Source organism: Cupriavidus sp. FW306-1B-F12B, assembly GCF_058781795.1.
Window position 1 is genome coordinate 368,222 of sequence record NZ_JBYSXC010000005.1, and the last position, 26,718, is coordinate 394,939.

Consider the following 26,718-nt stretch of genomic DNA (forward strand, 5'->3'; position numbering starts at 1 on the left):
CATGCATAACGAACTTATCCTTGAGATCGGCGCCAGCCTGCACCATGCTCTGGCCTCCCGTCGCCCGGTGGCGCCGCTGACCGAATCGTGGCCGGAGCTGAGCATCGACGATGCCTACCGCATCCAGCTGGCGATGGTGCAGCACCGGCTCGACGCCGGCGAGCGCGTGGTCGGCAAGAAGATCGGTGTGACCAGCCGCGTGGTGATGGACATGCTCGACGTGCGCCAGCCCGACTTTGGCCACCTGCTGTCCGGCATGGTCTACCCCGACGGCGCGGCGATTCCCGCCGGCACCCTGATCGCGCCCAAGGCCGAAGGCGAGATTGCCTTCGTGCTGAAGGAAGACCTGGAGGGGCCGGGCGTGACCAATGCCGACGTGCTGCGCGCCACCGCCTATGTGCTGCCTTGCTTCGAGATCGTCGATTCGCGCATCCGCGACTGGAAGATCCGCATCCAGGACACCGTGGCTGACAACGCATCGTCAGGCGTGTTCGTGCTGGGCGATGCCGCGGTGGACCCGCGCAGCGTGGACCTGGGCACGGTCGGCATGACGCTGGAGAAGAACGGCGAGATCGTCGCCACCGGCGCCGGCGCGGCCGCGCTCGGGCATCCCGTCAATGCGGTGGCGTGGCTGGCCAATACCCTTGGCCGGCTGGGCATTGGCCTGAAGCGGGGCGAGGTGATCCTGTCCGGCTCTCTTGCCGCGATGGTGCCCGTAACCGCCGGCGACCAGCTGCGCATCAGCCTGGGCGGCATCGGCTCGGCCGGCGTGCGCTTCGTCTGAACCCGACCCTTTTTCCAATTCAGCGCAGGACAAGCCATGAACCTGACACAAGACACCATTGCCCGGCTCGCCGAGCACCTGGAGAACGCCGAGCTGCAGCGCGAGGCGGTGCGCAAGATCACCGACGAATACCCGGACATGGACTGGGACGATGCCTACGCCATCCAGGACGCCATCCGCGCGCGCAAGGAGGCGCGCGGCACCCGTATCGCCGGGCTCAAGATGGGCCTGACTTCGTTCGCCAAGATGCGCCAGATGGGCGTGAGCGACCCGGTGTACGGCTTCCTCACCGACTATGGCGCCTGCATGGACGGCGCGGCCATCGATACCGGCACGCTGATCCACCCCAAGGTGGAAGCGGAGATCGCCTTCGTGCTGAAGGCGCCCCTCAAGGGGCCAGGCTGCCATATCGGCGACGTGCTGGCCGCGACGGACTTCGTGGTGCCGGCGGTGGAGGTGATCGACTCGCGCTACGAGAACTTCCGCTTCGACCTGAAGAGCGTGATTGCCGACAACACCTCGTCGGCGCGCTTCGTCGTGGGCGGCACGCACCGCGGCGCCGAGGGGCTGGACCTGAAGAACCTGGGCGTGGTGCTGGAGAAGAACGGCGAGGTGGTGGCCACCGCCGCCGGCGCGGCGGTGCTCGGGCATCCGGCCAACAGCGTCGCCATGCTGGCCAACATGCTGGGGGCGCGCGGGCGCGAGCTGCCGGCGGGCACCTTCATCATGACCGGCGGCGTGACCGAGGCCATCGCGGTGGCGGCCGGCGACAACATCACTGTTCGCTACCAGCACCTGGGCACGGTATCGATGCGCTTCACCTGAACCGCGTAGCAAGGAGACACACCATGCCAATCATGCAGGTCTTCCTGATCGAAGGCCGTACCGACGAACAGAAGGCGCGCCTGATCCGCGCGCTCACCGATGCCGCGGTCGAAGCGGTGGGCGCGCCGGTGGAAACCGTGCGCGTGATGATCACCGAGGTGCCGAAGGCGCAGTTCGGCATCGGCGGCAAGACCGCCATGGAACTGGGCCGCTGACACCCACGCGAAAAGGACAACGACATGGACATGAAAACAAGCTGCCGCCACAAGGTGGCCATCATCGGGTCCGGCAATATCGGCACCGACCTGATGATCAAGGTGATGCGCCACGGCCGGAGCCTGGAGATGGGCGCCATGGTGGGTATCGATGCCGCGTCGGACGGGCTGGCCCGCGCCGCGCGCCTGGGCGTGCCGACCACGGCCGCGGGCATCGACGGGCTGGTCGGCATGCCGGGCTTCGGCGATATCCACATCGCCTTCGATGCCACCTCGGCCGGTGCCCATGCGCACCACAACCGCGTGCTGCAGCAGCACGGCGTGCGCGTGATCGACCTGACGCCGGCGTCGATCGGCCCGTACGTGGTGCCCGTGGTCAACCTGGACCAGCACCTGGACGCCCCCAACATCAATATGGTCACCTGCGGCGGCCAGGCCACCATCCCCATGGTGGCGGCGGTGTCGCGCGTGGCCAGAGTGCACTACGCCGAGATCGTGGCGTCGATCTCGAGCAGGTCGGCCGGGCCGGGCACGCGCGCCAATATCGACGAGTTCACCGAGACCACCAGCCAGGCGCTGTGCTCGGTGGGCGGTGCCGCGCGCGGCAAGGCCATCATCGTGCTCAACCCGGCGGAACCGCCGCTGATGATGCGCGACACGGTCTTCACCTTGTCGGAGGACGGCGATGAAGCGGAAATTGCGGCGAGCGTCGAAGCGATGGCGCAGGCAGTGCAGGGCTACGTACCGGGTTACCGGCTCAAGCAGCGCGTGCAGTTCGAGCGTATCGCCGCGTCGGCGCCATTGAATATCCCCGGCCTGGGACCGATGAGCGGGCTCAAGACCTCGATCTTCCTGGAAGTGGAGGGCGCCGCTCATTACCTGCCGGCCTATGCCGGCAACCTCGACATCATGACCAGCGCCGCACTGGCCTGCGCCGAGCGCCTGGCCGAGACCCGGCTGTCCGCATGAGCCGCAGGGAGACAAAGATGACCGCACAACCCACCAAGAAGCTCTACATCTCGGACGTGACGCTGCGCGACGGCAGCCACGCCATCCGCCACCAGTACAGCCTGGCCCACGTGCGCCGCATCGCGGCCGCGCTCGACGCCGCGCGCGTGGATTCGATCGAGGTCGCGCACGGCGACGGGCTGTCGGGCTCCAGCTTCAACTATGGCTTTGGCGCCCATACCGACCTGGAATGGATCGCCGCCGTGGCCGAGACCGTGCGCCATGCCCGCGTGGCCACGCTGCTGCTGCCGGGGGTGGGCACCGTGCACGACCTGCGCGCCGCCTACGACGCCGGCGCGCGCGTGGTGCGCGTGGCCACGCACTGCACCGAAGCCGATGTCTCGCGCCAGCACATCGAATATGCGCGCGAACTCGGCATGGACACCGTTGGCTTCCTGATGATGAGCCACATGACCACGCCCGCGGCGCTGGCGCAGCAGGCGAAGCTGATGGAAAGCTACGGCGCCCAATGCGTGTATGTGGTCGATTCCGGCGGTGCGCTGGGCATGCAGGACGTGCGCGAGCGCTTCCGCGCCTTCAAGGACGTGCTCAGGCCGGAAACCCAGACCGGCATGCACGCCCATCACAACCTGAGCCTGGGCGTGGCCAACTCCATCGTCGCGGTGGAAGAGGGCTGCGACCGCATCGACGCGAGCCTGGCCGGCATGGGCGCCGGCGCTGGCAACGCCCCGCTGGAAGTCTTCATCGCCGCCGCCGAGCGCCTGGGCTGGCAGCATGGCTGCGACCTCTACACGCTGATGGATGCCGCCGACGACATCGTGCGCCCGCTGCAGGACCGCCCGGTGCGCGTCGACCGCGAGACCCTGGCGCTGGGCTACGCCGGGGTCTATTCCAGCTTCCTGCGCCATGCCGAGGCCGCCGCGGCGCGCTACGGCCTGGGCACGGTCGATATCCTGGTCGAGCTGGGCCGGCGGCGCATGGTGGGCGGGCAGGAAGACATGATCGTGGATGTGGCGCTGGACTTGCTGGCGCGGCGCAGTGTGCAGGCGGGGCAGGGCGTGTCGTCGGCGGCGGTGGCCTGACCGTCGGCAGGCGCGGTCGGGGCGACGCCGGCGCGGCCCTTGCCGCAACGATCGCCAGCATCGGGCGCTCACGCTCCATGGCCAGGGCCGGCTGCGCGGCAACCTGCGCGTCAGTCGGTCCCCATTCCTCCGCGTGCGCAAGTCATGTTGCACCCCCATGAAGGAGGTCGATTTCAGCCTTCAACGCCAGGAACGTCCCGTTCGGCTGGCAAAACACCAGCGCGTCGACGCAGCCTTCTGCCGGCGCACGAAACTCCACGCGCCAGCCGGGCAACTCCGCGATCTCGAAGGTCCGTCCCTCGGACGGCAGCAGGTGGTAGCGGGGTTGCCCGGTAATGGTCATGTGCAGGTGCCCGGCCGCATCCAGTGCGACCTCGATGCGCTGCACGCTGTGCCGGTACTCGCCGACGCAGCGTGCGCGGAAGGCGGCCGTGGTTGCGTCGCCGCTTGCCATGCGGTGGAAGACAATATCGTCGACCAGCGGCTCCAGCGGTGCCGCAATGCGGTCAATGGTGCCTTCCCGGTTGTAGAGGAAGGTGAGGGCCAGGTTGTCGGGATAGATCTCGGCGGGCTTTTCGGCGGTGCTGAACACATCGTAGTGGCGATGGGCGAGCTGGCCGGCCATGCCGCGCCAGCGCCAGGAGAGCGTATCGCCAGCCACACCGATGGTGACCTGCCCGTACGCGGGGTGCGAGTAGTCGCCCGCGTAATCTTGCAGCGGATGGCTGGGGCTGGTGCCGGTATGCTGCCGCGCTTGCCGTGCCGCCTGGTTGATCTGCAGCTGCGCGAGCATTTCGTGGCGCCGGGCCTGCATGCGGGTGAACCAGTCGATGGGCGGGTGCCCGCACAACTGGTCCAGGGCCGCATACGTCAGCAGCGCGGTCACCGCGCTGGGTGCCCGGTTGGTCAGCACCGCAATGCCGATGCGCCTGGATGGCATCAGCGTCATCAGCGTCGCCCAGCCCAGCCAGCTGCCGGAGTGCGAGACCGTGCGCTCGCCGCGGTATTGCTCGACCTTGAGGCCAAGGCCGTAATGCTGATCGCCGACTTCCGCGAACTCCGACATGCCGATATGCACGCCTGGCGTCATCATGTCGCGCACGATCGCCGGCGATAGCAGCGCTCGCCCGCCAACCCTGCCTTCATCCAGCAGGCAGCGCATCCATTTCGTCAGGTCCTCCACCGAGGTGGCGAGGCCACCGGCCGGTTTCACAATGGAGGACCAGTTTGCACGCAAGCACTCGCTTGCAACCATCGTATGCGGGTGCGCGTGGTCGGGAGCGGCGGCCAGGGCCTCGGCGGAGAAACCGAAGCGTGAGAAGCCGAGCGGGCGCAGCAGGCGTTCCTCGGTGAAGTCCTCCCAGCGCTGGCCGCTGAGGCGCTCGGCCACATGGCCGGCGATCACGTAGCCAAGATTCTGGTACTGCCAGCGTTCGCGCAGGTCACGGCTGGGCGCCAGGTGGCACAGCCGTGCCAGCAGCTCGCTGGTATCAAGGTCACCCGGTGTATGGAGCCAGTCGTGGCGCGGCATGCCGCTGTGGTGGCAGAGCAGGTCGCGAAGCGTGATGCGCTCGGTGGCGACGGCATCGTGCAGCCGGAATCCCGGGATCAGGTCGCGCACGGGCGTGGCCCAGTCGAGCCTGCGCTCGTCCACCAGCAGGCCCAGGCCGGCGGCGGTGAAGGACTTGGTGATCGAGCACAGCATGAACTGCGTGGCCGTTGTCACCGGTGCTGGTCCGGCGCTGTCGCGGACGCCGTAGCCCCGCATCAGGACAGGCTCGCCGTCGCGGATCACGGCCAGCGCAAGCCCGGGGATCTTCCAATCGGCCATCGACTTTTCAACCAGTGCATCGAATCCGTTCAGCATGGGGCGGGACACGGGCTCCGTATGCTGCCATGTCCTGGCGACGCAGTCGCCGCCTGGCCGAAGTGACTGTGCCTTGTTCGCGACATCCCAGCGTTGTCATTGGCTCACTTGTGATTGTTGATGCACTCTATGCGACCATTCCTCCTGCTGGCGACTCCATGCCCCTCTCTGGTAGGGATCAGTTCGGCCCGTCGCGTCCGTTAGCCAGCGCAACAAAGAGCACGGATACGCCGGAAAGTGGCCAGGGCAAAGTACCCCCGGCCAGATCGCGGACGCCGGGCCGACCAGCAGGAACGGGCGCGCAGTGGCATGCCGCCGTGGGGCATGCAAGATGGATCCATAACGAACGAAGCGCATACGTCTTATTGGACGGTGAGGGGAGCGATCATGAATTTCAGGAGTCTGTCTATCCGCACGCGGCTGCTGGCCGGGTTCGGCACGCTGGCGGGCATGGTGCTGGTGGTGTCGGCGTATTCGCTGCATGCGCTCGGCGATGCGACCGCAGGTTTCAATGACTATTTGAACGGGCTGAATGCCCGCGCTGACATGGCCGCGCAGGTGCGCAGCGCGGTGGACCGGCGTGCCATCGCGGCGCGCAACCTGGTGCTGGTGACCGACGCGGGCGAGCTGGAGCGCGAGAAGGCCGAGGCCCTGCGCGCGCACCAGGACGTGCAGACCCGGCTGGCGCGGCTGACCGAGATGGTGCGCCAGTCCGGCATCAGCGACGACGCGCGCAAGCTGGTGGAGGATGTGGTGAAGGTCGAGGCCCAGTACGGCCCGGTCGCCACGGGCATCGTCGGCCTGGCGGTGGAGCGCAAGATCGAGGAAGCCGTGTCCCGTATCGACAAGCAATGCCGCCCGTTGCTGGCGGCGCTGATCAAGGCGACCGACGCCTACGCCGAGTTCACCCTGGCGCGCCAGAAGGAGATGGAGCGCAGGCTGGAGGCGGATTATGAGCGCCAGCGCAACCTGCTGATCCTGATTTCCATGGTATCGGCGGCCATCGCCGTCGTTGGCGGCTTGCTGATTACGCGTGCCATCACGCGGCCGATCCAGCGCGCCGTGGACGTGGCCGGCGCCGTGGCCAGCGGCGACCTGGGCGCGCGCATCGAGGTCGATCGCGATGACGAGACCGGTCGCCTGCTTGCCGCGCTGCGCGACATGAACGAGCGCCTTACCGCCACCGTTACCCAGGTGCGCGCAGGCAGCGGCAATATTGCCGTGAGCACCAGCGAGATCGCGCGCGGCAACGCTGACCTGAGCAGCCGCACCGAGGAACAGGCGGCGTCGCTGGAAGAAACCGCGGCCAGCATGGAAGAGCTGACCGAGACCGTGCGCCAGAATACCGACAACGCCCGCCAGGCCAGCGAGCTGGCGCGCAGCGCGGCCGACGTGGCGCAGCGCGGCAGCGCCACGGTGCAGCGCGTGGTCGGCACGATGCAGGACATTAGTGCCAGCTCGTCCAAGATCGCCGAGATCACCGGCATCATCGAAGGCATTGCCTTCCAGACCAACATCCTGGCGCTGAACGCGGCGGTTGAGGCTGCGCGTGCAGGCGAGCAGGGCCGCGGCTTTGCCGTGGTGGCCAGCGAGGTGCGCGGCCTGGCGCAGCGCTCATCGAGCGCGGCCAAGGAGATCAAGGACCTGATCGAGGCGTCGGGACGCCAGGTGCACGACGGTGCGTCGCTGGCGGCAGAGGCCGGCCAGACCATGGCCGAGGTGACCCAGGCGGTGGCGCGCGTGACCGGCATCGTGGAAGAGATTGCCACGGCGTCGGCCGAACAGACCCGCGGCATCGAGCAGGTCAACCAGGCCATCGTGCAGATCGACCAGGTGACGCAGCAGAACGCGTCGCTGGTGAGTGAAGCTGCCAATGCGTCGCGCGCGCTGGAAGAGCAGGGCCGCGAACTCACTGAGGTGGTGGCGTTCTTCCGCCTGCCGGGCGAAGGCGGCGCCTCGCACCGGGGTGCCGATACGCTGGCCACGCAGCGGCGCGCGGCGCACAGGCTGGCTGCGGCATAGCGCCACGCCGGGGCGGCGTGGCTGCAAGGTGGCCCCGGGGCGGGTAAACTGGCCGGTCCCAGCCTCCTTGCCACCGCCATGACCGCCCTGCCTATCTCCTTCGACGACGTCGCTGCCGCCCACGAACGCATTCGCGCGGCGGCCCACCGCACCCCGGTGCTGACTTCCGCCACCGCTGACGCGGCCACCGGCGCGCAGCTGTTCTTCAAGGCCGAGAACTTCCAGCGCATCGGCGCCTTCAAGTTCCGCGGCGCCTACAACGCCATCGCCCAGTTCACGCCGCAGCAGAAGGCGGGTGGCGTGCTGGCGTTCTCTTCGGGCAACCATGCGCAGGCGATCGCGCTGTCGGCCCGGCTGCTGGGCGTGCAGGCGGTGATCGTGATGCCGCAGGACGCCCCCGCGATCAAGATCGAGGCCACGCGCGGCTACGGCGCCGAAGTGGTGCTGTACGACCGCTACCAGGACGATCGCGAGGCGCTGGGCCGGCGCATCGCCGCCGAGCGCGGCATGACGCTGATCCCGCCGTATGACCATCCGCACGTGATGGCGGGGCAGGGCACGGCCGCCAAGGAGCTGTTCGAGGAAACCGGCCCGCTGGACATGCTGGTGGTGTGCCTGGGCGGCGGCGGGCTGCTGTCTGGCTGCGCGGTGGCGGCGCAGGCGATGTCGCCCGGCTGCGCCGTGTACGGCGTCGAACCCGAGGCCGGCAACGACGGCCAGCGCAGCCTGCGCAGCGGCGAGATCGTCCGCATCGACACTCCGCGCACCATCGCCGATGGCGCGCAGACGCCGTTCCTGGGCAACCACACCTTTGCCGTGATCCGCGAACTGGTGACGGACATCGTCACGGTGTCGGATGCGGAACTGGTCGATACCATGAAGTTCTTCGCCGGGCGCATGAAGATCGTGGCTGAGCCCACCGGCTGCCTGGCCGCCGCCGCGGTGCTGCACGGCAAGCTGGATGTGAAGGGCAAGCGCGTGGGGGTCATCATCTCGGGCGGCAATGTCGACCTGGGCGCCTTCGGCAGCTTCCTGTTGGCTTGAGTCGGGCGGCAGGGAATCCTGGACTGGCCCTGGCCGTCTAACCTGCAATCCGCGACGACAAAGCCAGGGGCGGCCATGACGGACAAGCGCCACTATGACGTGCTGGACACCGGCGCCGGCAAGCCGGTCAAGCTGTGGACGCGCGGCGTCCCGGTGGAAGGCGCTGCCCGCGAGCAACTGCTGAACACGGCGCGGATGCCGTTCATCTTCCGCCATCTTGCGGTGATGCCGGATGTACATCTGGGCAAGGGCTCGACCATCGGCTCGGTGATCCCGACCGTGGGCGCGGTGATTCCCGCGGCGGTGGGCGTGGACATCGGCTGCGGCATGATGGCCGTGAAGACCTCGCTCACCGCCGCTGACCTGCCCGACAACCTCGGGCCACTGCGCAGCGCGATCGAGCACGCCGTTCCGCACGGGCGCACCGCGCAAGGCGGGCGGCGCGACCAGGGGGCCTGGGGCTCGGCGCCGGCGCCCGTTGACGCGGCATGGGCCGAAATGGCGCCGGGCTTTCAGCGCATCACCGACAAGTATCCGCACCTGGCGCGCACCAACCATCGCAATCACTTGGGCACGCTCGGCACCGGCAACCACTTTATCGAGGTGTGCCTGGACGAGGCCCAGTCAGTCTGGTTCATGCTGCACAGCGGCTCGCGCGGCGTCGGCAATGCTATCGGCATGACCTTCATTTCGCTGGCGCAGCAGGACATGCGCAAGCACCTCGCCAACCTGCCGGACCGCGACCTGGCCTACCTGGTCGAAGGCTCCACGCACTACGAGGACTACATCTTCGCCGTGTCATGGGCCCAGGCCTACGCGCGCCGCAACCGCGAGCTGATGATGGAGGCGGTGCTGGCCGCGGCGCAGCGCGTGCTGCGCAGGCCGTTCCAGGCGCGGCTGGAGGCGGTCAACTGCCACCACAACTACGTGCAGAAGGAACACCACTTCGGCGCCGACGTGCTGGTCACGCGCAAGGGCGCGGTCAGTGCGCGCGTGGGCGAGCTGGGCATCATCCCGGGATCGATGGGCGCGCGCTCCTTCATCGTGCGCGGCAAGGGCAACCCGGAATCGTTCTGCTCATGCAGCCACGGCGCGGGGCGCACCATGAGCCGCAGCGAGGCCAAGCGCCGCTTCACCGTGGCCGACCAGGTGCATGCGACCGAGGGGGTCGAATGCCGCAAGGACGCCGCGGTGATCGACGAGATCCCGATGGCGTACAAGGACATCGACGCGGTGATGGCGGCGCAGGCTGACCTGGTGGAGATTGTGCACACATTGCGGCAGGTGGTGTGCGTGAAAGGCTGAACGGCTGTTGCCCCCCGCCGTGAGCGGCCTCTGGCAAGCCGGCGCTGCGGCGCCGGGGCTGATCCACCACTCCGACCCGCGGCCGCCAAGCCTTCCAGGCCAAGCTTGCTGGCTATGGCATGGTCTGCTCGGTGAGTCGCAAAGCGAATTGTTGGGACAATGCCCCCAGCGAAAGCTTCTTCAATAGCTTGAAGAACGAGCGCGTGCACGGCCAGCGCTACCGCCATGGCACATGTGGGTGATTCTTAGTTCTCTTTACGACAGAGTGTACGGATTTTCATCGTTGTAAGGGGCTCGCCCGGACGGGGAACTTATAGCGAGTTGTGCTTGTGGTTCAGCCGAATGGCTGATCCGCTGCCCCGGGCTTGCTGGAGCGTTTCCTGATCGAATCCAGACATATATGAGCAAAATATGTCGCGTTAGTGAAGAATTGCGCGTAGATAGCTATGGCCCCGGCATCTGGGCGAAGCACCAACGTGCGGACCGCCTGGCATTAACTTGCTACTGGACTTTCGCGCGGACATACCTTGCTGACCGTGCGTCGATGGCGGCGTCGATGCGGCACCGAAGAAATGCTTATATGTGGTGCCGCACATAAATACTCTCTGACGCTGCCAGCACCGCCGATAATTCTTGAAACAAGAGAAGACGCCAGAACATCCATTTGTCCGGACCTGACCCACAAGGCTGAGATGCTGGGCTATCACCCGCAAGTCATTCTGGCCGGTGGTTGCATCAATGATGGCATGGCGGTGTGTGTGGCACAGCAGACGGTAAAGAAGATCATTCAGTCTGGAAACGCGGTGAAGCGTGCGAAGGTGATCGTCCTAGGACTGACCTTTAAGGAGAATTGTGCGTATTTGCACAATAGCTCTTGGCGACGTTGCATATGGTAAGTCACCGAGATATCGGAACTTCCGTCCTGGTGATATACGCGATAGTCAGGCCGATATTGTGAAAGCCAGAAATCTAATTGGTTACGATCCGAAATATCGTGTCAGAACAGGCATTGAGCAGGCGATGCCATGGTATCTGATGAGATTGCGAGGCTCGATCTCAGGTTGAAATCGGTAGATCATGCGGCTATCCCATATTTCGTGGAATCTAGCTGGATTGGCGCTCCCATTACTCGTCGCCGCTGTCACGGTCCCGCAACTCATACAGAAACTCGGGAACGAACGGTTTGGGTTGCTGGCGCTGGCATGGGGATTGATCGGCTATGCGGGTGCGCTAGATCTCGGGATCGGTCGTGCACTGACGCAGTTGGTATCCAGTCTACGGGGCGCAGACGATCTAGCGGATATCCCGGACGTGCTGGCGACAGCGCGGCGGATTACTCTTGTGACAGGGCTGGTCGGTGGTAGTTTCGTCGCGGCGACCGCGTTGCTGGGTGGATACGCTTGGATCGATGCGCATGGTACCCCCCCTCTTGAGATCCGCTCGGCCATGATATTGCTAGCGATTGCGTTACCGGCACAGGCGATGAGTGCCACCTATCGCGGCATGAACGAAGCCTTTCTGAACTTCAAAGGCATTAGTTTATTGCGCGCGGGACTCGGCGTAATCAATTTTGGTGGGCCGTATCTGGTGACCCTCTACACCAATCAACTTCCGTGGCTGATTGCAACGTTAGTAGTCAGTAGGGTTCTTGCCTTGTTCGCATTTGATCACTTAGCTGCCCGATGCATGCGGATTGGTGGGGTTGGATATAAGGGCGTCTATTCTTCGAAGATCGCGCGATCACTGTTCGCTTTCGGCGGATGGGTGACGGTCAGTAGCATAGTAAGCCCGATCTTAGTCCAAGCGGATCGTTTTGTTATCGCCTCGGTCATCTCTGCTGCAGCGGTGACTGTCTATGTTTTGCCGTACGAGATGGTGACGCAGAGCTTGATATTGGTGAGCTCAGTATCGTCCGTAATGTTCCCAACCTTGAGCCAGTTGATGCGTGAACGTCCTGGCGAGTGGCGCGCCTATTTTCGTCGCTGGTTATACATCATGATTGGATTAATGGCGGTGGTGAGCATATTAATGGCTTTGCTTCTGCCGGAGGTACTCTTATGGTGGATAAAGGATCATCTAAATTCCGAGTCAATTGTAATCGGTCAAGTGCTGTGTCTCGGAGTCTTTGCCAATGCGATCGGCTCCATGTTTTACGCGTTGATTCAGGCGGACGGGCGAGCCAATTTGACCGCAACATTGCACGTGATTGAATTGCCGTTTTTTGTTGTTGCGCTATATTTTCTCCTGAATAACTATGGTATTCATGGTGCGGCTTGGGCCTGGGTGGGTCGCATGATTTTCGACGCCAGCGCGTTAGCATACTATTCCAGGAGGCGGAATGTTTGAGATATTGTTGCTCATTACGTTGGCGGGGCTGCTGACAGCGAGTCGGCGGCAATTGGGATTCGGGAATCCATTTCAGATTTACTTCTTCGTTTGGTTCTTTTTGCTATTTGGATATTATTTGTCTCGGGATACTTTTATCTCGGTTTCGGTAGAATTTATCCTTATTATTTTGACGGCAAAGCTTCTTGCGTTGTTTATTATGATCTCATGCTGTCTCCGACTTCGGGTGGGGGGCGCAGAAGTTTGGCGGCACGGGGTCATTGCGAGAAAGAGTAGATTTATTGACCTGGCGCAGTTAGTGGCGATCATTGCGCTCCCGTTCGTCTACGGGCGAGCTACGGAAATTGCGGATGGTGAGAGCATTTTTACTGTGTTGGGTTATATAAAACTCCGTGCGGCGATAACGGAGGATGGAGAAGGTTATGGGATATTGGCATACTTGTGGGTACTTTCTTTTGTGACTACCTCCGTGTCGATATTTCTTTACCGCCAATCAAATTTGGGAGGTGGTCGCCTGTGGCTTTCCGTCGCGGTGAGTCTATGTTACTGCTATCTCAGCACTGGTCGGACATACATCTTGTTCTTTTTGTGTCTGGCTCTTGTTCCGTTGATGAATGTTGGTGCAATTCGTATGCGTGGGTTACTCATCGCGCTGGTTATCTTTGCGGCTTTATCGATATTTGTAGCGGCGATGACTGCGAAGGGGATTTCCGCGGATGAGGGTATTGCGGAGAATATTGAGTCTTTTCTCGAAAGCCTGAGAGGCTATGTAGTTGGTCCGTTTCTTGCATTTTCCCGACTTGTAGAATGGAATCCGGATTTAAGTTGGGGGGAGAATACGTTTCGCTTGTTTGTGTCCCTTCAATATGCCCTGGGTATTTCAGATAAGGCCCCGGTATCTTTGGTCAAAGGATATGCGTTCGTACCGGATCCAACCAATGTGTATACGGTATACGAGGTTTATTTTCGAGACTTTTCGTACATCGGCGTGCTAATTCCGCCGGTGTTTTTGATGGTGCACTATTGGTTGTATAGGAGAGCGCGTTCGAGCGGTGGAGTCTGGATCTTTTATTATTCGGCTTCGGTGTACCCGTTGGTGATGCAGTTCTTCCAGGATCAGTATTTTTCGTTGCTATCAACCTGGATTCAGGTCTGGTTTTGGTATTGGCTGTTTATGACACCGTACCGATTCAGATGGCAAAAGGGAGGGCTCGGTCATGCTTGATATTGTTTTGGTTAATTGGAATAGCCGAGGGCAACTCTCGGATGCAATCACAAGCATTGTGCAGCATCACGGCGGATTGGTTAAATCGGTAATTATTGTCGATAATGCCTCAAGTGACGATTCTCTGTCGTTGGCAAAGGTGGTGGCGTCTAATTCACCATTTGATGTAAAGGTAATAGTTAATACCTGGAATCGCGGCTTTGGCGCGGCCTGCAACCAAGGCGCGGCGCTTGCTGAGGGAGAGTTTGTGCTCTTCTTGAATCCGGATGCGAGAATATTTTCCGAGTCGTTGCTCAGACCCTTGACTTACCTTAAGGAACCTGGGGCGGCGGACGTGGGGATTGTCGGTGTTTCACTTGTGGATGAGAAGAATCAGGTGGCTCGCAGTTGCTCGCGTTTTCCGACGGTGGCATCTTTTTTTGTCAACGCTACCGGACTTAATCGCCTTCCAGGCCTGCAGCGATGGACGCAAGCCATGGTGGAATGGCCTCACGATTCGAATAGGCAAGTAGACCAGGTGATAGGAGCTTTCTTTTTAATGCGTCGTGACCTATTTATGGCACTGCACGGATTTGACGAACGATTCTTTGTTTACTTTGAAGAGGTTGATTTATCGCTACGTGCTCGTCAAGCCGGATTCCGGAGCATGTATATAGCTGACGTCCAGGCGTATCACGCTGGCGGCGGCACCTCGCAACAGGTAAAGGGGCATCGGTTGTTTTACTCTTTGCGTAGCCGCTTACTTTACGGGTTCAAACATTTTAAGCGGATACCTGCGTGGACGTTGGTTTTTGTAACTCTTTGCTTGGAGCCGTTAAGTCGCATAGGTTTTTCGCTAATCGCCGGTAGAATTGATGATGCTCGCAATACGTTGATGGCCTATCGTATGCTGATTGCTGATCTCGGCGATATATTGATGAGGGCGAGCCGGCCGTGAAAGTACTTGTGCGCTCTCGCTATGAGCCAACGGGGGAGGCGCTTGTATCAATTCCTGTCTGCGCATCAAGCGAAAGACGTGGAACCCGTCATCGCTCCATTAGTGTGCGATGAAAAGCTGACGGAAGAATACCGCTCTGGTGGATACCGGGTAGCTAGCTTGATCGATGCGAGAGTGGAGTTGCCAGGATATGAGTAATAGGCGGAGGATTCTTTTCGGAGGACTTGCAACGAGCATCGGTGTTTCGCTGCTCCGGTGGCAAACAAGTCTCGCAGGCACTGAGGAGCGCTCTCCGTCGCATCGTCCGGGGGATGAACCGACAAGCGTAAGAAAGTTTGGTGCGCGGGGAGATGGTGTTGCCGATGACACTGCTGCCGTCGCGGCTGCCGTGGCGGGGATTAGGGATGGCGGCACGTTAGTGTTTCCGGCCGGCGGTCGCTACAGGCTGACGGAGGTGGACCTTACTGGAAAGGCGGTCACGCTCATTGCGTACGGGGCCGAAATCATATGTGCCATGGAAGGCAAGGGAGCTATCAGGAAAAGCGATCACGGAAAGAAGCTGACAATCTGCGGTGGCAGATTCACTGGACGGGGTATCGGCGTCAGGTGGGTGACCGGCACCAGCACTACTCAATACGATGATTTCTTGCTGGTCGGCGTCAAATTCATGAATGCCGACTACGGCGTGTATCTCGATGGGGTGCGCGAGGGGGCGCTAGTTGGATGTTCCTTTGACGGTACGTTTGGTAACAAGGGGGTCTATCGTGTCAGGACAGTCAATACGCAGCTTATAGGCTGTAATTGGAAGAATACGGCGTACATGGTTAATGATGACGGTGACTACAGCCCTTATTCTGCTGGTCTGGTTATCAATGGCGGTGTCGCCATCGGCTGTGCAACTGGCGTCTATTCGCAGGGAACTGATTTGGTAACAATCACTGGGGGAGTGGTTATTGACTATTGTGATGCCCCCGTTGTGCTACGTGGGGTTGACTGCGTCGAGATCAACGGTGGGTGCTACCTATCAAGTCGCGCGCTTCGCGGGGGGGGATCTAATCCCGCGTTGGATGTCAATTTGGCTGACAACGGCGACCCCACGAGAAATCTCAAGATTGGCTTTATTTCAGCACTGAACCATTCGAACGGTGCCGGAGCTGATTGCATCAGGCTGCGGGGCGTGGCCTCGGGATTCTTGGTGCACTGTACGATTTCATTCTTTAGACGGTTTGGGATCGATTTCGCTGGCTGCACACGCTTCCAGGTTAACGAGAACACGCTGGCTCGAGGGGCGGGCTCGCCTGCCACGATGGCAATCATTGAGTCGGCGGATGGTGACAGTAGCAACGGCGTGAGTCGAAATGATACTGGGGGGCTGCGGATATCTACGCTATTCGCCAGGGTTGAAGGCAACCTAGGGTTCGCTACCGAGGGATGTGGCGAGGCAATGGCAGCTGCAGATGCATCTGCCATGACGGTGAAGCATGGTTTGAGCTATACCCCGTCTAAGAGCGAAATTGTATTGACAGCGACCAACCGAGAGGCAGCGAATGCCAGGCCGTATATCGCGGCCGTATCACCTACTACATTCACGATCGGTTTTGCATCTGCTACGACGTCAAGTGCGAGCGTCGCTTGGCATGTAAAGAGAAAAACGTTCTGACGGGGCGCTGGGTACCCAGCGCGGCCGTGATTCACTTGGGATCGTGAGGGAGCGGTTCCGCCCAGCAGCGGCCCGCGGGCCGCTGCGAAGGGGTGAGGGGGCGAGCGTTGCCAGGAAGCGCTTGCAGCATCCGTGAATCTCCGCTTAAAATAGAAATAATTCTCATTTGCATAGTGCGCGCATCGTTGGGTGCGGAAATGAACGAGGGTTTCGCAGGTGGGCGCCGCCGACATTCCGGGCAATCAGCAGGTTCATGTTCTCTATTGCGATCACCACCGGTGGTTGCAGGGGTGGCTGCGCCGTCAGCTTGGCAATGCCTGCGACGCTGCTGATCTCGCCCAGGACGTATTCCTGCGCCTGTTGCGGCGTGAACCCTGCGATATCCGCGAGCCGCGCACCTACCTGAGCACCATCGCGCGTGGGCTGGTCATCGAGCACTGGCGCCGCCGCGAACTGGAACTGGCGTGGCTGGAGACGCTGGCCCAGCTGCCCGAACCACAAGCGCCGTCGCCTGAGAGCCGGCTCCAGTTTCTCGAGACGCTGATCGCGATCGACCGCATCCTCGATGCCTTGAAGCCGCGGGTGCGCACCGCATTCCTGTGGGCGCTGCTCGAAGGGCTGAGTTGCCGCCAGATTGGCGAGCGTCTGGGGGTATCGCTGGCCACGGCGGAACGTTACGTGGCCACGGCGCTGCGGCATTGCTACACGCTGCGCTTTGGCGAGTAGGCGCCGGTGACCGATCCAGGCAGGCCCGCGCAGCCGCGGCCTGAGCTCTCTGTTCCGTCCGATGTCGTCGACCAGGCCATCCGCTGGATGGTCAAGCTCGACTTTGGCGAGGGCGATGCCGTTGCGCACAAGGGTTTTGCACAATGGCTGGCCGCCAGTCCGCTGCATGGCGTGGCCTGGCAACGCGTGCAGGGTCTGAAGGACGATTTCAGCCGGATGCCGCCGGCCCTGGCGCTCGATACGCTGAAGACCGTGGGCAAGCGTCGTGGCACGCGCGGCATCCGGCGGCGCCAGGCTATCAAGATCCTTGCGCTGGCTGGTGTTTCGGTACTGGCTGCCGGCGCAGCGCGCGAGCTGGCCCCGTGGCAGCGCCTGCTGGCCGATGCCAGCACCGCCACCGGCGAGCAGCGCACGGTGCGGTTCGACGACGGCAGCACGATCGTGCTGAATACCGACACCGCGATCAGCACCCGCTTCGACGCCACGCGACGCGTCGTGACGTTGCGGCGTGGAGAGATCCTGGTTGCCACCGGCCACGATACGCCCGTTGCAATGCGGCCGTTCTGGGTAGAGACGCCATTTGGCGGACTACGCGCTCTGGGCACGCGCTTTGTGGTGCGGCTGGAGGACGGGCACGCGCGCGTCAGCGTGCTCGAAGGGGCGGTCGCCCTGCATCCCGCCAACGGCCGGGCCGCCGATCACAACGCAAAGGTGGCGCGAGCCGGCACGAACTGGTGGCTCGCAGCCGACGGCAGCGCACCAGCACCGGCCCGGCCGTTCACGGACGACGGCTGGGCCGAAGGCGTGATCGCCGGCAACGACATGCGGCTTGCGGACCTGCTGGCCGAGCTGTCGCGCTACCGGAGCGGGCGCATCGTCTGCGACCCGTCCGTGGCGGACCTGCGCGTGTCCGGCGCATACCAGGTGCGAGACACCGATCGGGCACTGGCATTCCTTGCGCAGGCGCAGCCCATCAGCATTCGCTACCGCACGCGCTTCTGGGTCAGCGTGGGGCCGCGCTGAACCACGATGCCGGGCGGGCGAGAAATATTTTCAGGAAAAGTGAGGGGATTCCGGTTCTCGACCGGCCAACAGCATAGGAAACCAAAACCTGTCGCTGCCGGAGAGAATGATGTCTGTATCTTGTTTTACCCACGCCCGCCCTGCAAAGTCGCCTCGCATGGCCTGCACGCCGCAACCCCGGCCGCTGGCCATCGCGCTGCACCGTGCCTGCGTCTGCCTGACCTTGGGGGCCGCCGTGGCACCGTTTGAAGCCCTGGCGCAGGCCGCCGATCCACAAACGCTGCCGGCCGTGACCGTCAGCGCCAGCGCCGATGGCGCCGGCGACCTGCCCGCGGCGTACGCGGGCGGACAGGTCGCGCGCGGCGGCCGGCTCGGGCTGCTTGGCAACAAGGGGGTGATGGACACCCCGTTCGCGACGACCAACTACACCGCACAACGCTTGGAGGACCAGCAAGCCGTGACGCTGGCGGAAGTGCTGGGGAGCGACCCGTCCACGCGCTTCACCGGCCAGATCGGCGGCGTGACCGATTCGTTCTACATCCGCGGCTTCCCGATCAACGAGGGCAACCTGTCCGAGGTGGCCTTCGACGGCGTCTACGGGGTCTCGCCCAACTATCACCTGTTCACCGAATACCTGGAGCGGGTCGAGGTGCTCAAGGGCCCGGCCGCCTTACTGTATGGCATGTCGCCCAACAGCGGCGTGGGCGGCGTGGTCAACGTGGTGCCCAAGCGCGCGCTGGCCACGGACCTGACGCGCTTTACGCTGGACTATGCTTCCGACGCGCAGGTGGGCGGCGCCGTCGACCTGAGCCGCCGCTTCGGCGAGAAGCGCGAATGGGGGGTGCGCTTCAACGGGCTGCACCGCCAGGGCCCGACCCCGCTGGACCACCAGAAGTCGCGCGCCGAGGTGGCCGCATTGTCGCTGGACTATCAGGGCGAGCGCCTGCGCGCCTCGCTCGACGTGATCGAGCAGTACCAGTGGGTCGATGCTCCCACGCGTCCGTTCCTTGTCGCCCCGGGCGTGGAGGTGCCAGCGGCACCTGACGGCCGGCGCAATGTCTCGCAGCCATGGGGCTGGTGGAAGTCCAACGACCTCTCGACGCTGCTGCGCGCCGAGTACGGCCTGACTGACAACGTCACCATCTTTGCCGATGCCGGCGGCACCCGCTCGGACGTGGCGCGCTTCTCCGACCAGACCCCCACCATCCTGAACGCCGGCGGCGACACCTCGGCCGTGCCGCAGAACTGGAAGTTCCGGATCAATCGCTCCTCGTTCGATACCGGTGTGCGGGCCAGATTCGGGACCGGCTCAGTCAGGCATGCACTGGCGCTGCAGGCCAACCTCTACACGGACAGGATCGCGAGTGCCAGCAGAGCGGGCACGGCGGTGCGGTCCAATATCTATGACCCGGTCGCCAGCCCCGAGCAGAGCGTGGCAGCACCCGCCTCCGTGCCCAAGGTGTCGGACTCCACGCTGTCCGGCGTGGCGCTGGCCGACACGCTGAGCGCATTCGACGAGCGCCTGCAGCTGACGCTGGGCCTGCGCTACCAGCAGGTAAAGTCCGGCAACTACAGCAGCAGCGGCGCCAAGACCGCTTCGTATGACGAGAGCGCGGTCACGCCGCTGGCCGGCATCGTGTACAAGCCCTGGCAGCATGTGTCCCTGTACGCCAACTACGTGGAAGGCCTGAGCAAGGGCGATATCGCGCCCGCCACCGCGTCGAACGCGGGCCAGGTGTTCGCACCGTACAAGACCAAGCAGCAGGAGGTGGGCGTGAAGCTCGATGCCGGCAAGGTCATGGCCACGCTGGCGGTGTTCCGCATGAGCAAGCCCAGCGGCCAGCTGTTCGGCACGGTCTATGCGATCGACAGCGAGCAGCGCAACCAGGGCATCGAGCTCACGCTGTCCGGGGAAGCCTGGAAGGGTGTGCGCCTGCTCGGCGGCGTGACCCTGCTGGACGGCGAGCTGACCAAGACCAACAGCGCCGCGACCCTCGGCAACCGCCCGGTGGGCGTGCCCAAGGTGATGGCCAACGCGGGCGCCGAGTGGGACCTGCCGTGGGTACAGGGCCTGACGCTGACCGGCGCGGTGAACTACACCGGCAATGCTTACGTCAACCAGGCCAATACCCAGCACGTGCCGTCGTGGACCACGGTGGACCTGGGCGCGCGCTACCGCACCAAGGTCAGCGGTCATGCCACCACCTTCCGCGCGGCGCTGATCAACGCCTTCGATCGCAAGTACTGGTCGGGCGTGGCATCGTACGGGACCATTTCGCAGGGTGTCCCGCGCACCCTCATGGCGTCCGTGGCCGTGGACTTCTGAGCGGAGCGGCGTGAGGAAGCGGCAGTCGCAACGATCCCCGGGCGCGGTGTGGCGCACGCGGAGCGCTTCGGCCGCCGCGGGGGCGTGGCTTGCTGTCCTGACGCTGGGGACCGCCGCGCTGCCGGCGCTGGGGCAAGACAAGGGCAGTGCCGCCGCCATGCGCGCCTTCGCCATCGCGCCCGGCCCGCTCACGGTCACGCTGAACCGCTTTGCCAGCGCCGCCGGCATCAATCTGTCCTACGATGCCGCGCAGCTGGCCGGGCTGCGCAGCGAGGGGTTGCATGGCAGCTATGCCGTTCCCGAGGGCTTTCACGTGCTGCTGGCCGGCACCGGGCTGGAGGCTGTGCCGATGGACGGCGGCGGCTACGCCGTGCGCCGCGCCGCGGTGCAAGGTGAACGCGCGCCCGCAACGCTGCCCGAGGTGCGCGTCGTCGGCACGCATGACAGCGAACCGCCGTTGCTGGCCGGTGGACAGGTCACGCAAGGCGTGCGCCTGGGTTTGCTCGGCAACACCGACAACATGGATGCACCGTTCAATGCCGTGGGCTACAGCGCCGGCTTCATCGAAAACCAGCAGGCACGCACCGTTGGCGACGTGCTGGCCAACGATGCATCGGTGCGCTATGTCAGCCAGCCCGGCGGCATCCTGGATGCGTTCAGCATCCGCGGGTTTCCGGTGGGCAACGGCAACTTCGGCGAGATCGCGTTCGATGGCATCTATGGCGTGGCGTCCAACTATCGCGTTTCCACCAGCTATGTCGAGCGCGTGGAACTGATCAAGGGCCCCACGGCGGTGCTCAACGGCATGGCGCCCAGCGGCAGCGTGGGCGGCGGCATCAACATCGTGCCCAAGCGCGCGGGTGCCGTCGACGTGACGCGCTTCACGGCCGACTACGCGGCGGCGTCGCAGTTCGGGGGCAGCGTGGATATCAGCCGCCGCCTGGGCAGTGCCAGCCAGTTCGGCATCCGCTTCAATGGCAGCTACCTGGGTGGCGGTACCGCGCTCGACAACCAGTCGCGCCGCGCCACCTCGGGCGCGCTGGCGCTGGACTACCAGGGCGAGCGCTTGCGCACCACGCTGGATCTGATCGGCCAGCGCGAACGGATTTCCGCGCCGTCGCGGTTGCTGCATATCGTGCCAGGCATCGCCGTGCCCGACGCGCCGGATGGCCGCCGCAATATCTCGCAGCCGTGGGAGCAATCCCATATCCGCGACGGCTCGCAGCTGCTGCGCGCGGAATACGGCCTTGCCGACGGCGTGACCTGGTTTGCCGATGCCGGTGGCGGGCAGACGCACGTGGCGCGGCTGTTTGCCATCACGCCAACCATCATCGATGCCGCGGGCGATGTGGCGGTAGCCGACTCCAACTATCGCTTCCAGGTGGCGCGTGTCAGCGCCGACACCGGCGTGCGCGCGCGTTTCCAGACCGGCCCCGTGAGTCACCAGCTCAGCGTCGTGGCCAGTGGCTACCACGACAAGCTCGGGCGCGCGTACAACACTGCCAGCACGACCGCGCTGACCAACCTCTACGCGCCCGCGACGCTGCCGTTCCAGGATGTGCCGGCGCCGTCTGGCGTGCCGACGGTATCGAAGACACGGCTCACCGGCGTGGCATTGGCCGATACGCTCTCGGTCCTTGACCGCCGCCTGCAACTGACGCTTGGCCTGCGCCGCCAGCGTGTGCAGTCGGACAACTTCAACGCGGACGGAGGACTGGCCTCGCGCTACGACCAGGGCGCGTGGACGACGCTGGCGGGGTTGGTGGTCAGGCCCTGGCAGCAGGTATCGTTCTACGCCAATCGTATCGAGGGGCTCAGCAAGGGCGAAATCGCGCCGGGTAGTGCCAGCAATGCCGGTGAAGTGTTCGCCCCGTACAAGTCGCGCCAGTACGAGGTAGGGGTAAAGCTGGAACAAGGCGGCATGCGCGCCACCATCAGCGCATTCCAGATCAGCAAGCCCGGCGGGGAGCTTGCTGGCTCGTGGTTCGCCGTCAACGGCGAGCAGCGTAGCCGGGGTCTCGAGTTCGGGCTGTACGGCGAGCTCGCCAGCAACGTGCGCTTGCTGGCGAGCGCTGCACTGCTTGACGCAACCATCACCCGCGACGCGGACGCCGGCACGGTGGGCAGGTCCGTCATCGGCGCCCCGTCGCTGCAGGTGAACCTTGGCGCCGAATGGGATGCCGCCTGGCTTCCCGGCCTGACACTGAGCGGCGCGCTTGCCTACACCGGGCGCCAGTATGTTGACCAGGCCAATACCCAGAGCTTGCCAGCCTGGACGCGCGTGGACCTGGGTGCGCGCTACCGGACCAGGATGGCCGGGAAAGACGCGATTCTTCGCCTCTATCTGCGCAATGTGTTCGACCGCCGTTATTGGGCGGCGGTGGACAGCTATGGCGGCCTGGCCATTGGCGAGCCGCGCACGTTGATGATGTCGGCGACGGTCGGCTTCTGATCCGGCCTGGAGGCGGCCCGGCGCCACCGGATCGTCGCGGCCATCCCGCAGGCACGAACACGCTCTCACGGGGGCTGGCTTGCGCCCGCGTGGCAACGATGTACTACGGGAAGTCGGGGGGATCCGCCTGCTGTGGCCTGGCCGGTGCCCCAGCCGGGTCAGTCGACGAGCAGATTGATCTTCGTCGTGAATTTCTGCCAGCGATCGATGTCGGAACTCACCAGCTTCTGGAATTCAGCGGGCGTGCTTGTCGTCGTGGCAAAGCCGAGTTGCGTCAGCGATGCCTTGACCTCGGGCTTGGCGATGGCCCTGGCGATTTCCGTGTTGAGCCTTTGCACGATCTCGGGCGGCGTATTTGCCGGGGCGAGGATGCCGAACCACTGGTCGACGTCATAGCCGGCCACGCCAAGCTCGCTCACGGTGGGTACGTCGGGCAGGAACGGCGAGCGTGCCTTCGATGTGACGGCCAGCGCGCGCAGCTTGTTGCTTTTCAGGTAGGGGATGGTGTTGGTCAGCGTGTTGACGCTGACATCGGCCTGGTTGCCGAGTACGTCGGCGATGGCGGGGGCGCAACCCTTGTATGGCACGTGCAGCATGTCCATCCTTGCCGAAACCTTGAGCAGTTCGCCTGCCAGATGCTGCGGGGTGCCGTTGCCGCACGACGCATAGCTGGGGGGGGAGGCGCTCTTGCCCGCCGCCAGCAGGTCGCTGAAAGTGCGGAGTTTCGAGTGCGATGGCACGGCGATCACCGATGGCACCGAAGCGAAGGTGATGACGGCGCTGAAATCGGACTTGGGATTGAACTGCAGCTTCTTGAAGACACTCGGGTTGATGGCAAAGCTGCTGTTGACGATGAGCAGCGTATAGCCGTCGGCGGGACTCTTGGCGACGAACTCGGCGCCAATATTGCCGCTGGCGCCGGGCCGGTTGTCGATCACCACCGGCTGCCCCAGCGACTTGCTGATGTCGGCCCCGATCAGGCGCGCGAGAGAATCGGTCCCCCCTCCGGCCGGGAACGTCACCACCATGCGGATCGGCTTTTGCGGGAAGGTACTGGCGATATTGGCTTCGGCGCGCCCGGGCAGGGTGCCCAGGCTGCCTGCGACAAACAGGAGCGATGCCAGACTGCTGACGACGGATAGGGGTCTCATTGATATGCCTCGTCGGTTAGGGTGAAGGAAGCGGGAAAGCCGGTCAATCGGGGTCTATACGCACCGCCTGGCAGCACTCGCCGCCGGCGCGCACCAGTGCCGCAGCCGCCTCTAGCGCTTCAGCGAAGCCGGCGTGAATACGGTAGAGCGGTTGCCCTGGCGCCACCCTTGCACCGATCGCGCACAGCATGTCGACCCCGGCACCGCCATCGCGCGGCGCGCCGGCGGCGCGCGCCACGCCGGAAATCTGCAGGCCATCGACGCCCGTGACCCGGCCCTGCGTGGCGGCGGGAACGACCAGCGTATGCGTACCCGGCGCCACTGGATCGCAGCGAACGCCCTGCGCGGCGGCGATGCGCTCGAACGCGGCCCTGGCCTTGCCTTCATGCAGCAGCGCCGCCGCAATTTGCATGCCGTGTTCGGGGGAGCCCACGCGGGGATCGAATGCGATGATTTCGCCGGCAAAGCGCAGGGCCTTGTCACGCAGGTCGGCGGGCGCATCGGGAGCGTTGTCGAGCACGAGTCGGACGTCGCGCACTTCCAGTGCGGGGCCGATGCCGCGCCCGATCGGGCGGCTGCCGTCCGTGACCAGTGCGCGTACGTGCAGGCCCAGTCCCTTGCCGACGTGTTCGAACAGCGCGCCCAGCGCCTCGGCGTCGGCGCGCGTTGCCAGCTTGGTTTGCGGCCCGTAGGGCAGGTCGACGATGACATGGGTGGCGCCGGCGGTGTACTTCTTCGACAGGATCGACGCCACCGACCAGCGCCGCGAATCCAGCCGCAGCGGCCGCGTGATGGCGTTCATCACATCGTCGACCACGGAATGGTTCAGCCGTCCGTTCCAGGCGATGCAGGCGCGCGCCTGGGCCACGCAGCGGCGCACGTCCTCGTGCGCCAGGTCGACCCGTGCGATGGTCTCCATGGCATCGGCGGTGCCGGCGGCAGAGGTGATCGCGCGCGACGATGTCTTGGGCATCGCCAGCCCGTAGGCCGCGACAATCGGCACCACGATCAGCGTGATGCGGCTGCCGGGAACGCCGCCCATCGAATGCTTGTCGACGACTACCGGTTCGTCCCAGTCGATGCGGGGTGTGAAGGTGGTACGCGCGCGCGCCAGTGCCACCACTTCCTCGTCCGTGAGCGTGCGGGTTGCGGCAACGAGGAACTCGGTCAGCTCGGCCTCGGTGTAGCGCCCGGCGATGGCGTCCTGCAGCACGGCGACGTAGGCAGCTTCGTCGAGCGGCTCGCCGCGCAGCTTGGCCATCAGGTTGGTGCGGCTGGCCGGCCGTTCGGCGGCGGATGCCCTGGTGCCGTTGCGCAAGGCTTCGACAAAGCGTGCCGTGCCTGCTTCCAGCGTGCTGTCGTTCGACACCGTGATACAGGGGACGTGTGGCGGCACCGGAGCTCCCGCGCGTGCCACGCGGCTGGCAACCTGGTCGCCCGATTCCCGCCCGCGTGCGGCAATGCGCCGGGCAAGCACGTCATGTGGTGCCGTTACCAGGACCACCACGAAACGAGGCAAGCGCGCCGCAAGTTCCGCGATAACGCCGCGCGAGCCATTGGCCACGACGTTGCGGCCGCGTTCGAGCTCGCACATCAGGGACCTGGGCAATCCGTAGCGCAGGTCGTGCGCGTCCCAGGTCACCAGGAACTCTCCACTTCGCTGGCGCCGCGCGAACTCGGTCTCCGTGACACCTTCGTGCGCTTCGCCAGCAGACCCGTCGGGACGCGTGATGACGCGCCGCGCAAAAACGTAGTCGCCGTCGAGCGCGGCACGTGCACCGTCGATCAGGGAGTCCTTGCCAGCGCCACTGGGCCCCACAACAAAGAAGAATGTGCCGGTCGCCTTCATGAGCATTACCTTAGATGTCGAAGTTATGCGGCTATGCTAGCACCGGCCAGGGGGGTGTCAAGATAAGTTCGATGTCTAAGGTAATGCAAGCAACGCGCCAGCGCCCGCAAATCCAGTGTGTACGCGGGATTCGCGGGCTTGTAGGGGAAAACACGGGGATACGGGTGCGCGGTGACGGTGCCCCATGCATGGGTTGCGGGCATCGTGCACTGATGGAGTGAACGCTACATGGAGGGGCGTTGCCGATGAAGCGGTGGTGTCGGCGTGCGGGCGCCGGAGGCGCTATCATGTGCGCTGTCGCTGGCATCGGGTCGTCCGGTGCCGCATGCATACGCTCTACTTTCCCTCACGACTATGGCTACAAAGAAACCGGATGCTCCGGTCCCGATCACGCCTGCGGATGAAGCCGATGAAGAACGGCTTGCCCACCTGGTGAAGGATGCCGCCCGGGCCTATATCCGGGCGCTGCAGCTGCGGCTGGCGGAACATTCGGTTTCGTATGGCCACTGGACTATCCTGCGTATCCTGTGGCGCCATGACGGCGTGTCGCAGCGAGAGCTGAGCGAACGCGCCGGGGTGACCGAGCCGACGACGTTTGCGGCAGTCAAGGCGCTGGAGGCGCTGGGCTACGTGGAACGCACGCACCTTCCCGGCAACAAGAAGAAGGTGCATGTGTTCCTGAGCAAGACCGGACGCGCGCTGCGCCGCAAGCTTGAACCGCTGGCGACCGAGGTGAATGAACTCAGCGTGGAAGGGCTGAGCGAAGAAGACGTGCTGACCACGCGCCGCGTGCTGATCACGATTGCGAAGCGGCTGGTCGCCGACGAAGCCGCGTCGGCGGAACATGGCCGGCGGGTCCCGTCCACACAGGAGGTGGGGCGCCTGCTCTCGGACCTGTAGACGACCCGCA

20 protein-coding genes and 3 pseudogenes are annotated in these 26,718 nt (G+C 64.2%); 19 read left to right on the forward strand and 4 right to left on the reverse strand.

Going from position 1 to position 26,718, the window contains the following annotated elements:
- The first annotated feature begins 1 nt into the window (after position 1).
- The 5 genes from dmpE to dmpG are packed head-to-tail and all read left to right on the forward strand — an operon-like array spanning position 2 to position 3,875.
- Positions 2-784 (forward strand): 2-oxopent-4-enoate hydratase, encoded by a 783-nt coding sequence (gene dmpE / locus AC3WLE_RS11800; RefSeq protein WP_492356971.1) that lies wholly within the window; start codon positions 2-4, stop codon positions 782-784.
- Positions 785-820: 36 nt separating this feature from the next.
- Complete coding sequence (gene dmpH, locus AC3WLE_RS11805) at positions 821-1,609, forward strand: 2-oxo-3-hexenedioate decarboxylase (RefSeq protein ID WP_035816275.1); 789 nt, start codon at positions 821-823, stop codon at positions 1,607-1,609.
- Positions 1,606-1,824, forward strand: coding sequence for a 2-hydroxymuconate tautomerase (gene thmT, locus AC3WLE_RS11810; RefSeq protein ID WP_492320728.1), 219 nt, complete (start codon positions 1,606-1,608; stop codon positions 1,822-1,824). The genes dmpH and thmT overlap by 4 nt, the downstream gene beginning before the upstream one ends.
- A 24-nt stretch (positions 1,825-1,848) precedes the next feature.
- Positions 1,849-2,793, forward strand: coding sequence for an acetaldehyde dehydrogenase (acetylating) (locus tag AC3WLE_RS11815; RefSeq protein WP_492320676.1), 945 nt, complete (start codon positions 1,849-1,851; stop codon positions 2,791-2,793).
- Positions 2,794-2,810: 17 nt separating this feature from the next.
- Positions 2,811-3,875, forward strand: coding sequence for a 4-hydroxy-2-oxovalerate aldolase (dmpG, locus tag AC3WLE_RS11820; protein ID WP_492356972.1), 1,065 nt, complete (start codon positions 2,811-2,813; stop codon positions 3,873-3,875).
- A 37-nt stretch (positions 3,876-3,912) separates the two neighbouring features.
- On the opposite strand, the pseudogene AC3WLE_RS11825 reads toward dmpG, so the two are convergent.
- Positions 3,913-4,011, reverse strand: a pseudogene (locus tag AC3WLE_RS11825) (SAM-dependent methyltransferase); the annotation flags it as partial.
- Between the two features lie 6 nt (positions 4,012-4,017).
- Positions 4,018-5,742: a serine hydrolase gene (locus AC3WLE_RS11830; protein ID WP_492356973.1), complete on the reverse strand. Its 1,725-nt coding sequence runs from the start codon at positions 5,740-5,742 to the stop codon at positions 4,018-4,020.
- A gap of 387 nt (positions 5,743-6,129) precedes the next feature.
- Between AC3WLE_RS11830 and AC3WLE_RS11835 the strand changes: the two genes are divergently transcribed.
- The 13 genes and pseudogenes from AC3WLE_RS11835 (at position 6,130) to AC3WLE_RS11895 (ending at position 22,808) form a co-directional block, all read left to right on the forward strand.
- Positions 6,130-7,764 carry a methyl-accepting chemotaxis protein gene (locus tag AC3WLE_RS11835; protein WP_492320679.1) on the forward strand — a complete coding sequence of 545 codons (1,635 nt, stop codon included), beginning with the start codon at positions 6,130-6,132 and terminating at the stop codon, positions 7,762-7,764.
- A gap of 78 nt (positions 7,765-7,842) precedes the next feature.
- Positions 7,843-8,808: a threo-3-hydroxy-L-aspartate ammonia-lyase gene (locus AC3WLE_RS11840; RefSeq protein ID WP_492320680.1), complete on the forward strand. Its 966-nt coding sequence runs from the start codon at positions 7,843-7,845 to the stop codon at positions 8,806-8,808.
- 75 nt (positions 8,809-8,883) lie between these two features.
- Complete coding sequence (locus AC3WLE_RS11845; RefSeq protein ID WP_492352018.1) at positions 8,884-10,113, forward strand: RtcB family protein; 1,230 nt, start codon at positions 8,884-8,886, stop codon at positions 10,111-10,113.
- Between the two features lie 46 nt (positions 10,114-10,159).
- Positions 10,160-10,337: pseudogene (locus tag AC3WLE_RS11850) on the forward strand (IS3 family transposase); the annotation flags it as partial.
- Between the two features lie 450 nt (positions 10,338-10,787).
- A pseudogene (locus AC3WLE_RS11855) lies at positions 10,788-10,985 on the forward strand (nucleotide sugar dehydrogenase); the annotation flags it as partial.
- Positions 10,986-11,190: 205 nt separating this feature from the next.
- On the forward strand, positions 11,191-12,459 hold the full coding sequence (locus AC3WLE_RS11860) for a flippase (protein ID WP_492352019.1): 1,269 nt from the start codon (positions 11,191-11,193) through the stop codon (positions 12,457-12,459).
- Positions 12,452-13,684, forward strand: coding sequence for an O-antigen polymerase (locus AC3WLE_RS11865; RefSeq protein WP_492320683.1), 1,233 nt, complete (start codon positions 12,452-12,454; stop codon positions 13,682-13,684). Before AC3WLE_RS11860 ends, AC3WLE_RS11865 begins: the two co-directional genes overlap by 8 nt.
- On the forward strand, positions 13,677-14,621 hold the full coding sequence (locus tag AC3WLE_RS11870) for a glycosyltransferase family 2 protein (protein WP_492320684.1): 945 nt from the start codon (positions 13,677-13,679) through the stop codon (positions 14,619-14,621). Before AC3WLE_RS11865 ends, AC3WLE_RS11870 begins: the two co-directional genes overlap by 8 nt.
- Before the next feature lie 514 nt (positions 14,622-15,135).
- Positions 15,136-16,281, forward strand: a complete 1,146-nt coding sequence (locus AC3WLE_RS11875) for a hypothetical protein (protein WP_492320685.1) — start codon at positions 15,136-15,138, stop codon at positions 16,279-16,281.
- 216 nt (positions 16,282-16,497) lie between these two features.
- Positions 16,498-17,007 (forward strand): sigma-70 family RNA polymerase sigma factor, encoded by a 510-nt coding sequence (locus AC3WLE_RS11880; RefSeq protein WP_492356974.1) that lies wholly within the window; start codon positions 16,498-16,500, stop codon positions 17,005-17,007.
- A gap of 6 nt (positions 17,008-17,013) precedes the next feature.
- The gene (locus AC3WLE_RS11885; RefSeq protein WP_492356975.1) at positions 17,014-18,030 is read left to right on the forward strand and encodes a FecR domain-containing protein; all 1,017 of its coding nucleotides are present in this window, start codon (positions 17,014-17,016) and stop codon (positions 18,028-18,030) included.
- Positions 18,031-18,187: 157 nt separating this feature from the next.
- Complete coding sequence (locus tag AC3WLE_RS11890; protein ID WP_492356976.1) at positions 18,188-20,356, forward strand: TonB-dependent receptor; 2,169 nt, start codon at positions 18,188-18,190, stop codon at positions 20,354-20,356.
- A 10-nt stretch (positions 20,357-20,366) separates the two neighbouring features.
- Positions 20,367-22,808 (forward strand): TonB-dependent siderophore receptor, encoded by a 2,442-nt coding sequence (locus AC3WLE_RS11895; protein WP_492356977.1) that lies wholly within the window; start codon positions 20,367-20,369, stop codon positions 22,806-22,808.
- A 158-nt stretch (positions 22,809-22,966) separates the two neighbouring features.
- On the opposite strand, the gene AC3WLE_RS11900 is transcribed toward AC3WLE_RS11895, so the two are convergent.
- Together AC3WLE_RS11900 and phnN are read right to left on the reverse strand one after the other, a co-directional pair.
- Entirely contained in the window at positions 22,967-23,959 is a 993-nt protein-coding gene (locus AC3WLE_RS11900) for a tripartite tricarboxylate transporter substrate binding protein (protein ID WP_492352024.1), read from the reverse strand.
- Positions 23,960-24,002: 43 nt separating this feature from the next.
- Entirely contained in the window at positions 24,003-25,808 is a 1,806-nt protein-coding gene (phnN, locus tag AC3WLE_RS11905) for a phosphonate metabolism protein/1,5-bisphosphokinase (PRPP-forming) PhnN (RefSeq protein ID WP_492356978.1), read from the reverse strand.
- A gap of 354 nt (positions 25,809-26,162) precedes the next feature.
- On the opposite strand from phnN, the gene AC3WLE_RS11910 reads away from it, so the two are divergent.
- Positions 26,163-26,708: a MarR family winged helix-turn-helix transcriptional regulator gene (locus AC3WLE_RS11910; protein WP_035816290.1), complete on the forward strand. Its 546-nt coding sequence runs from the start codon at positions 26,163-26,165 to the stop codon at positions 26,706-26,708.
- Positions 26,709-26,718: the final 10 nt, after the last annotated feature.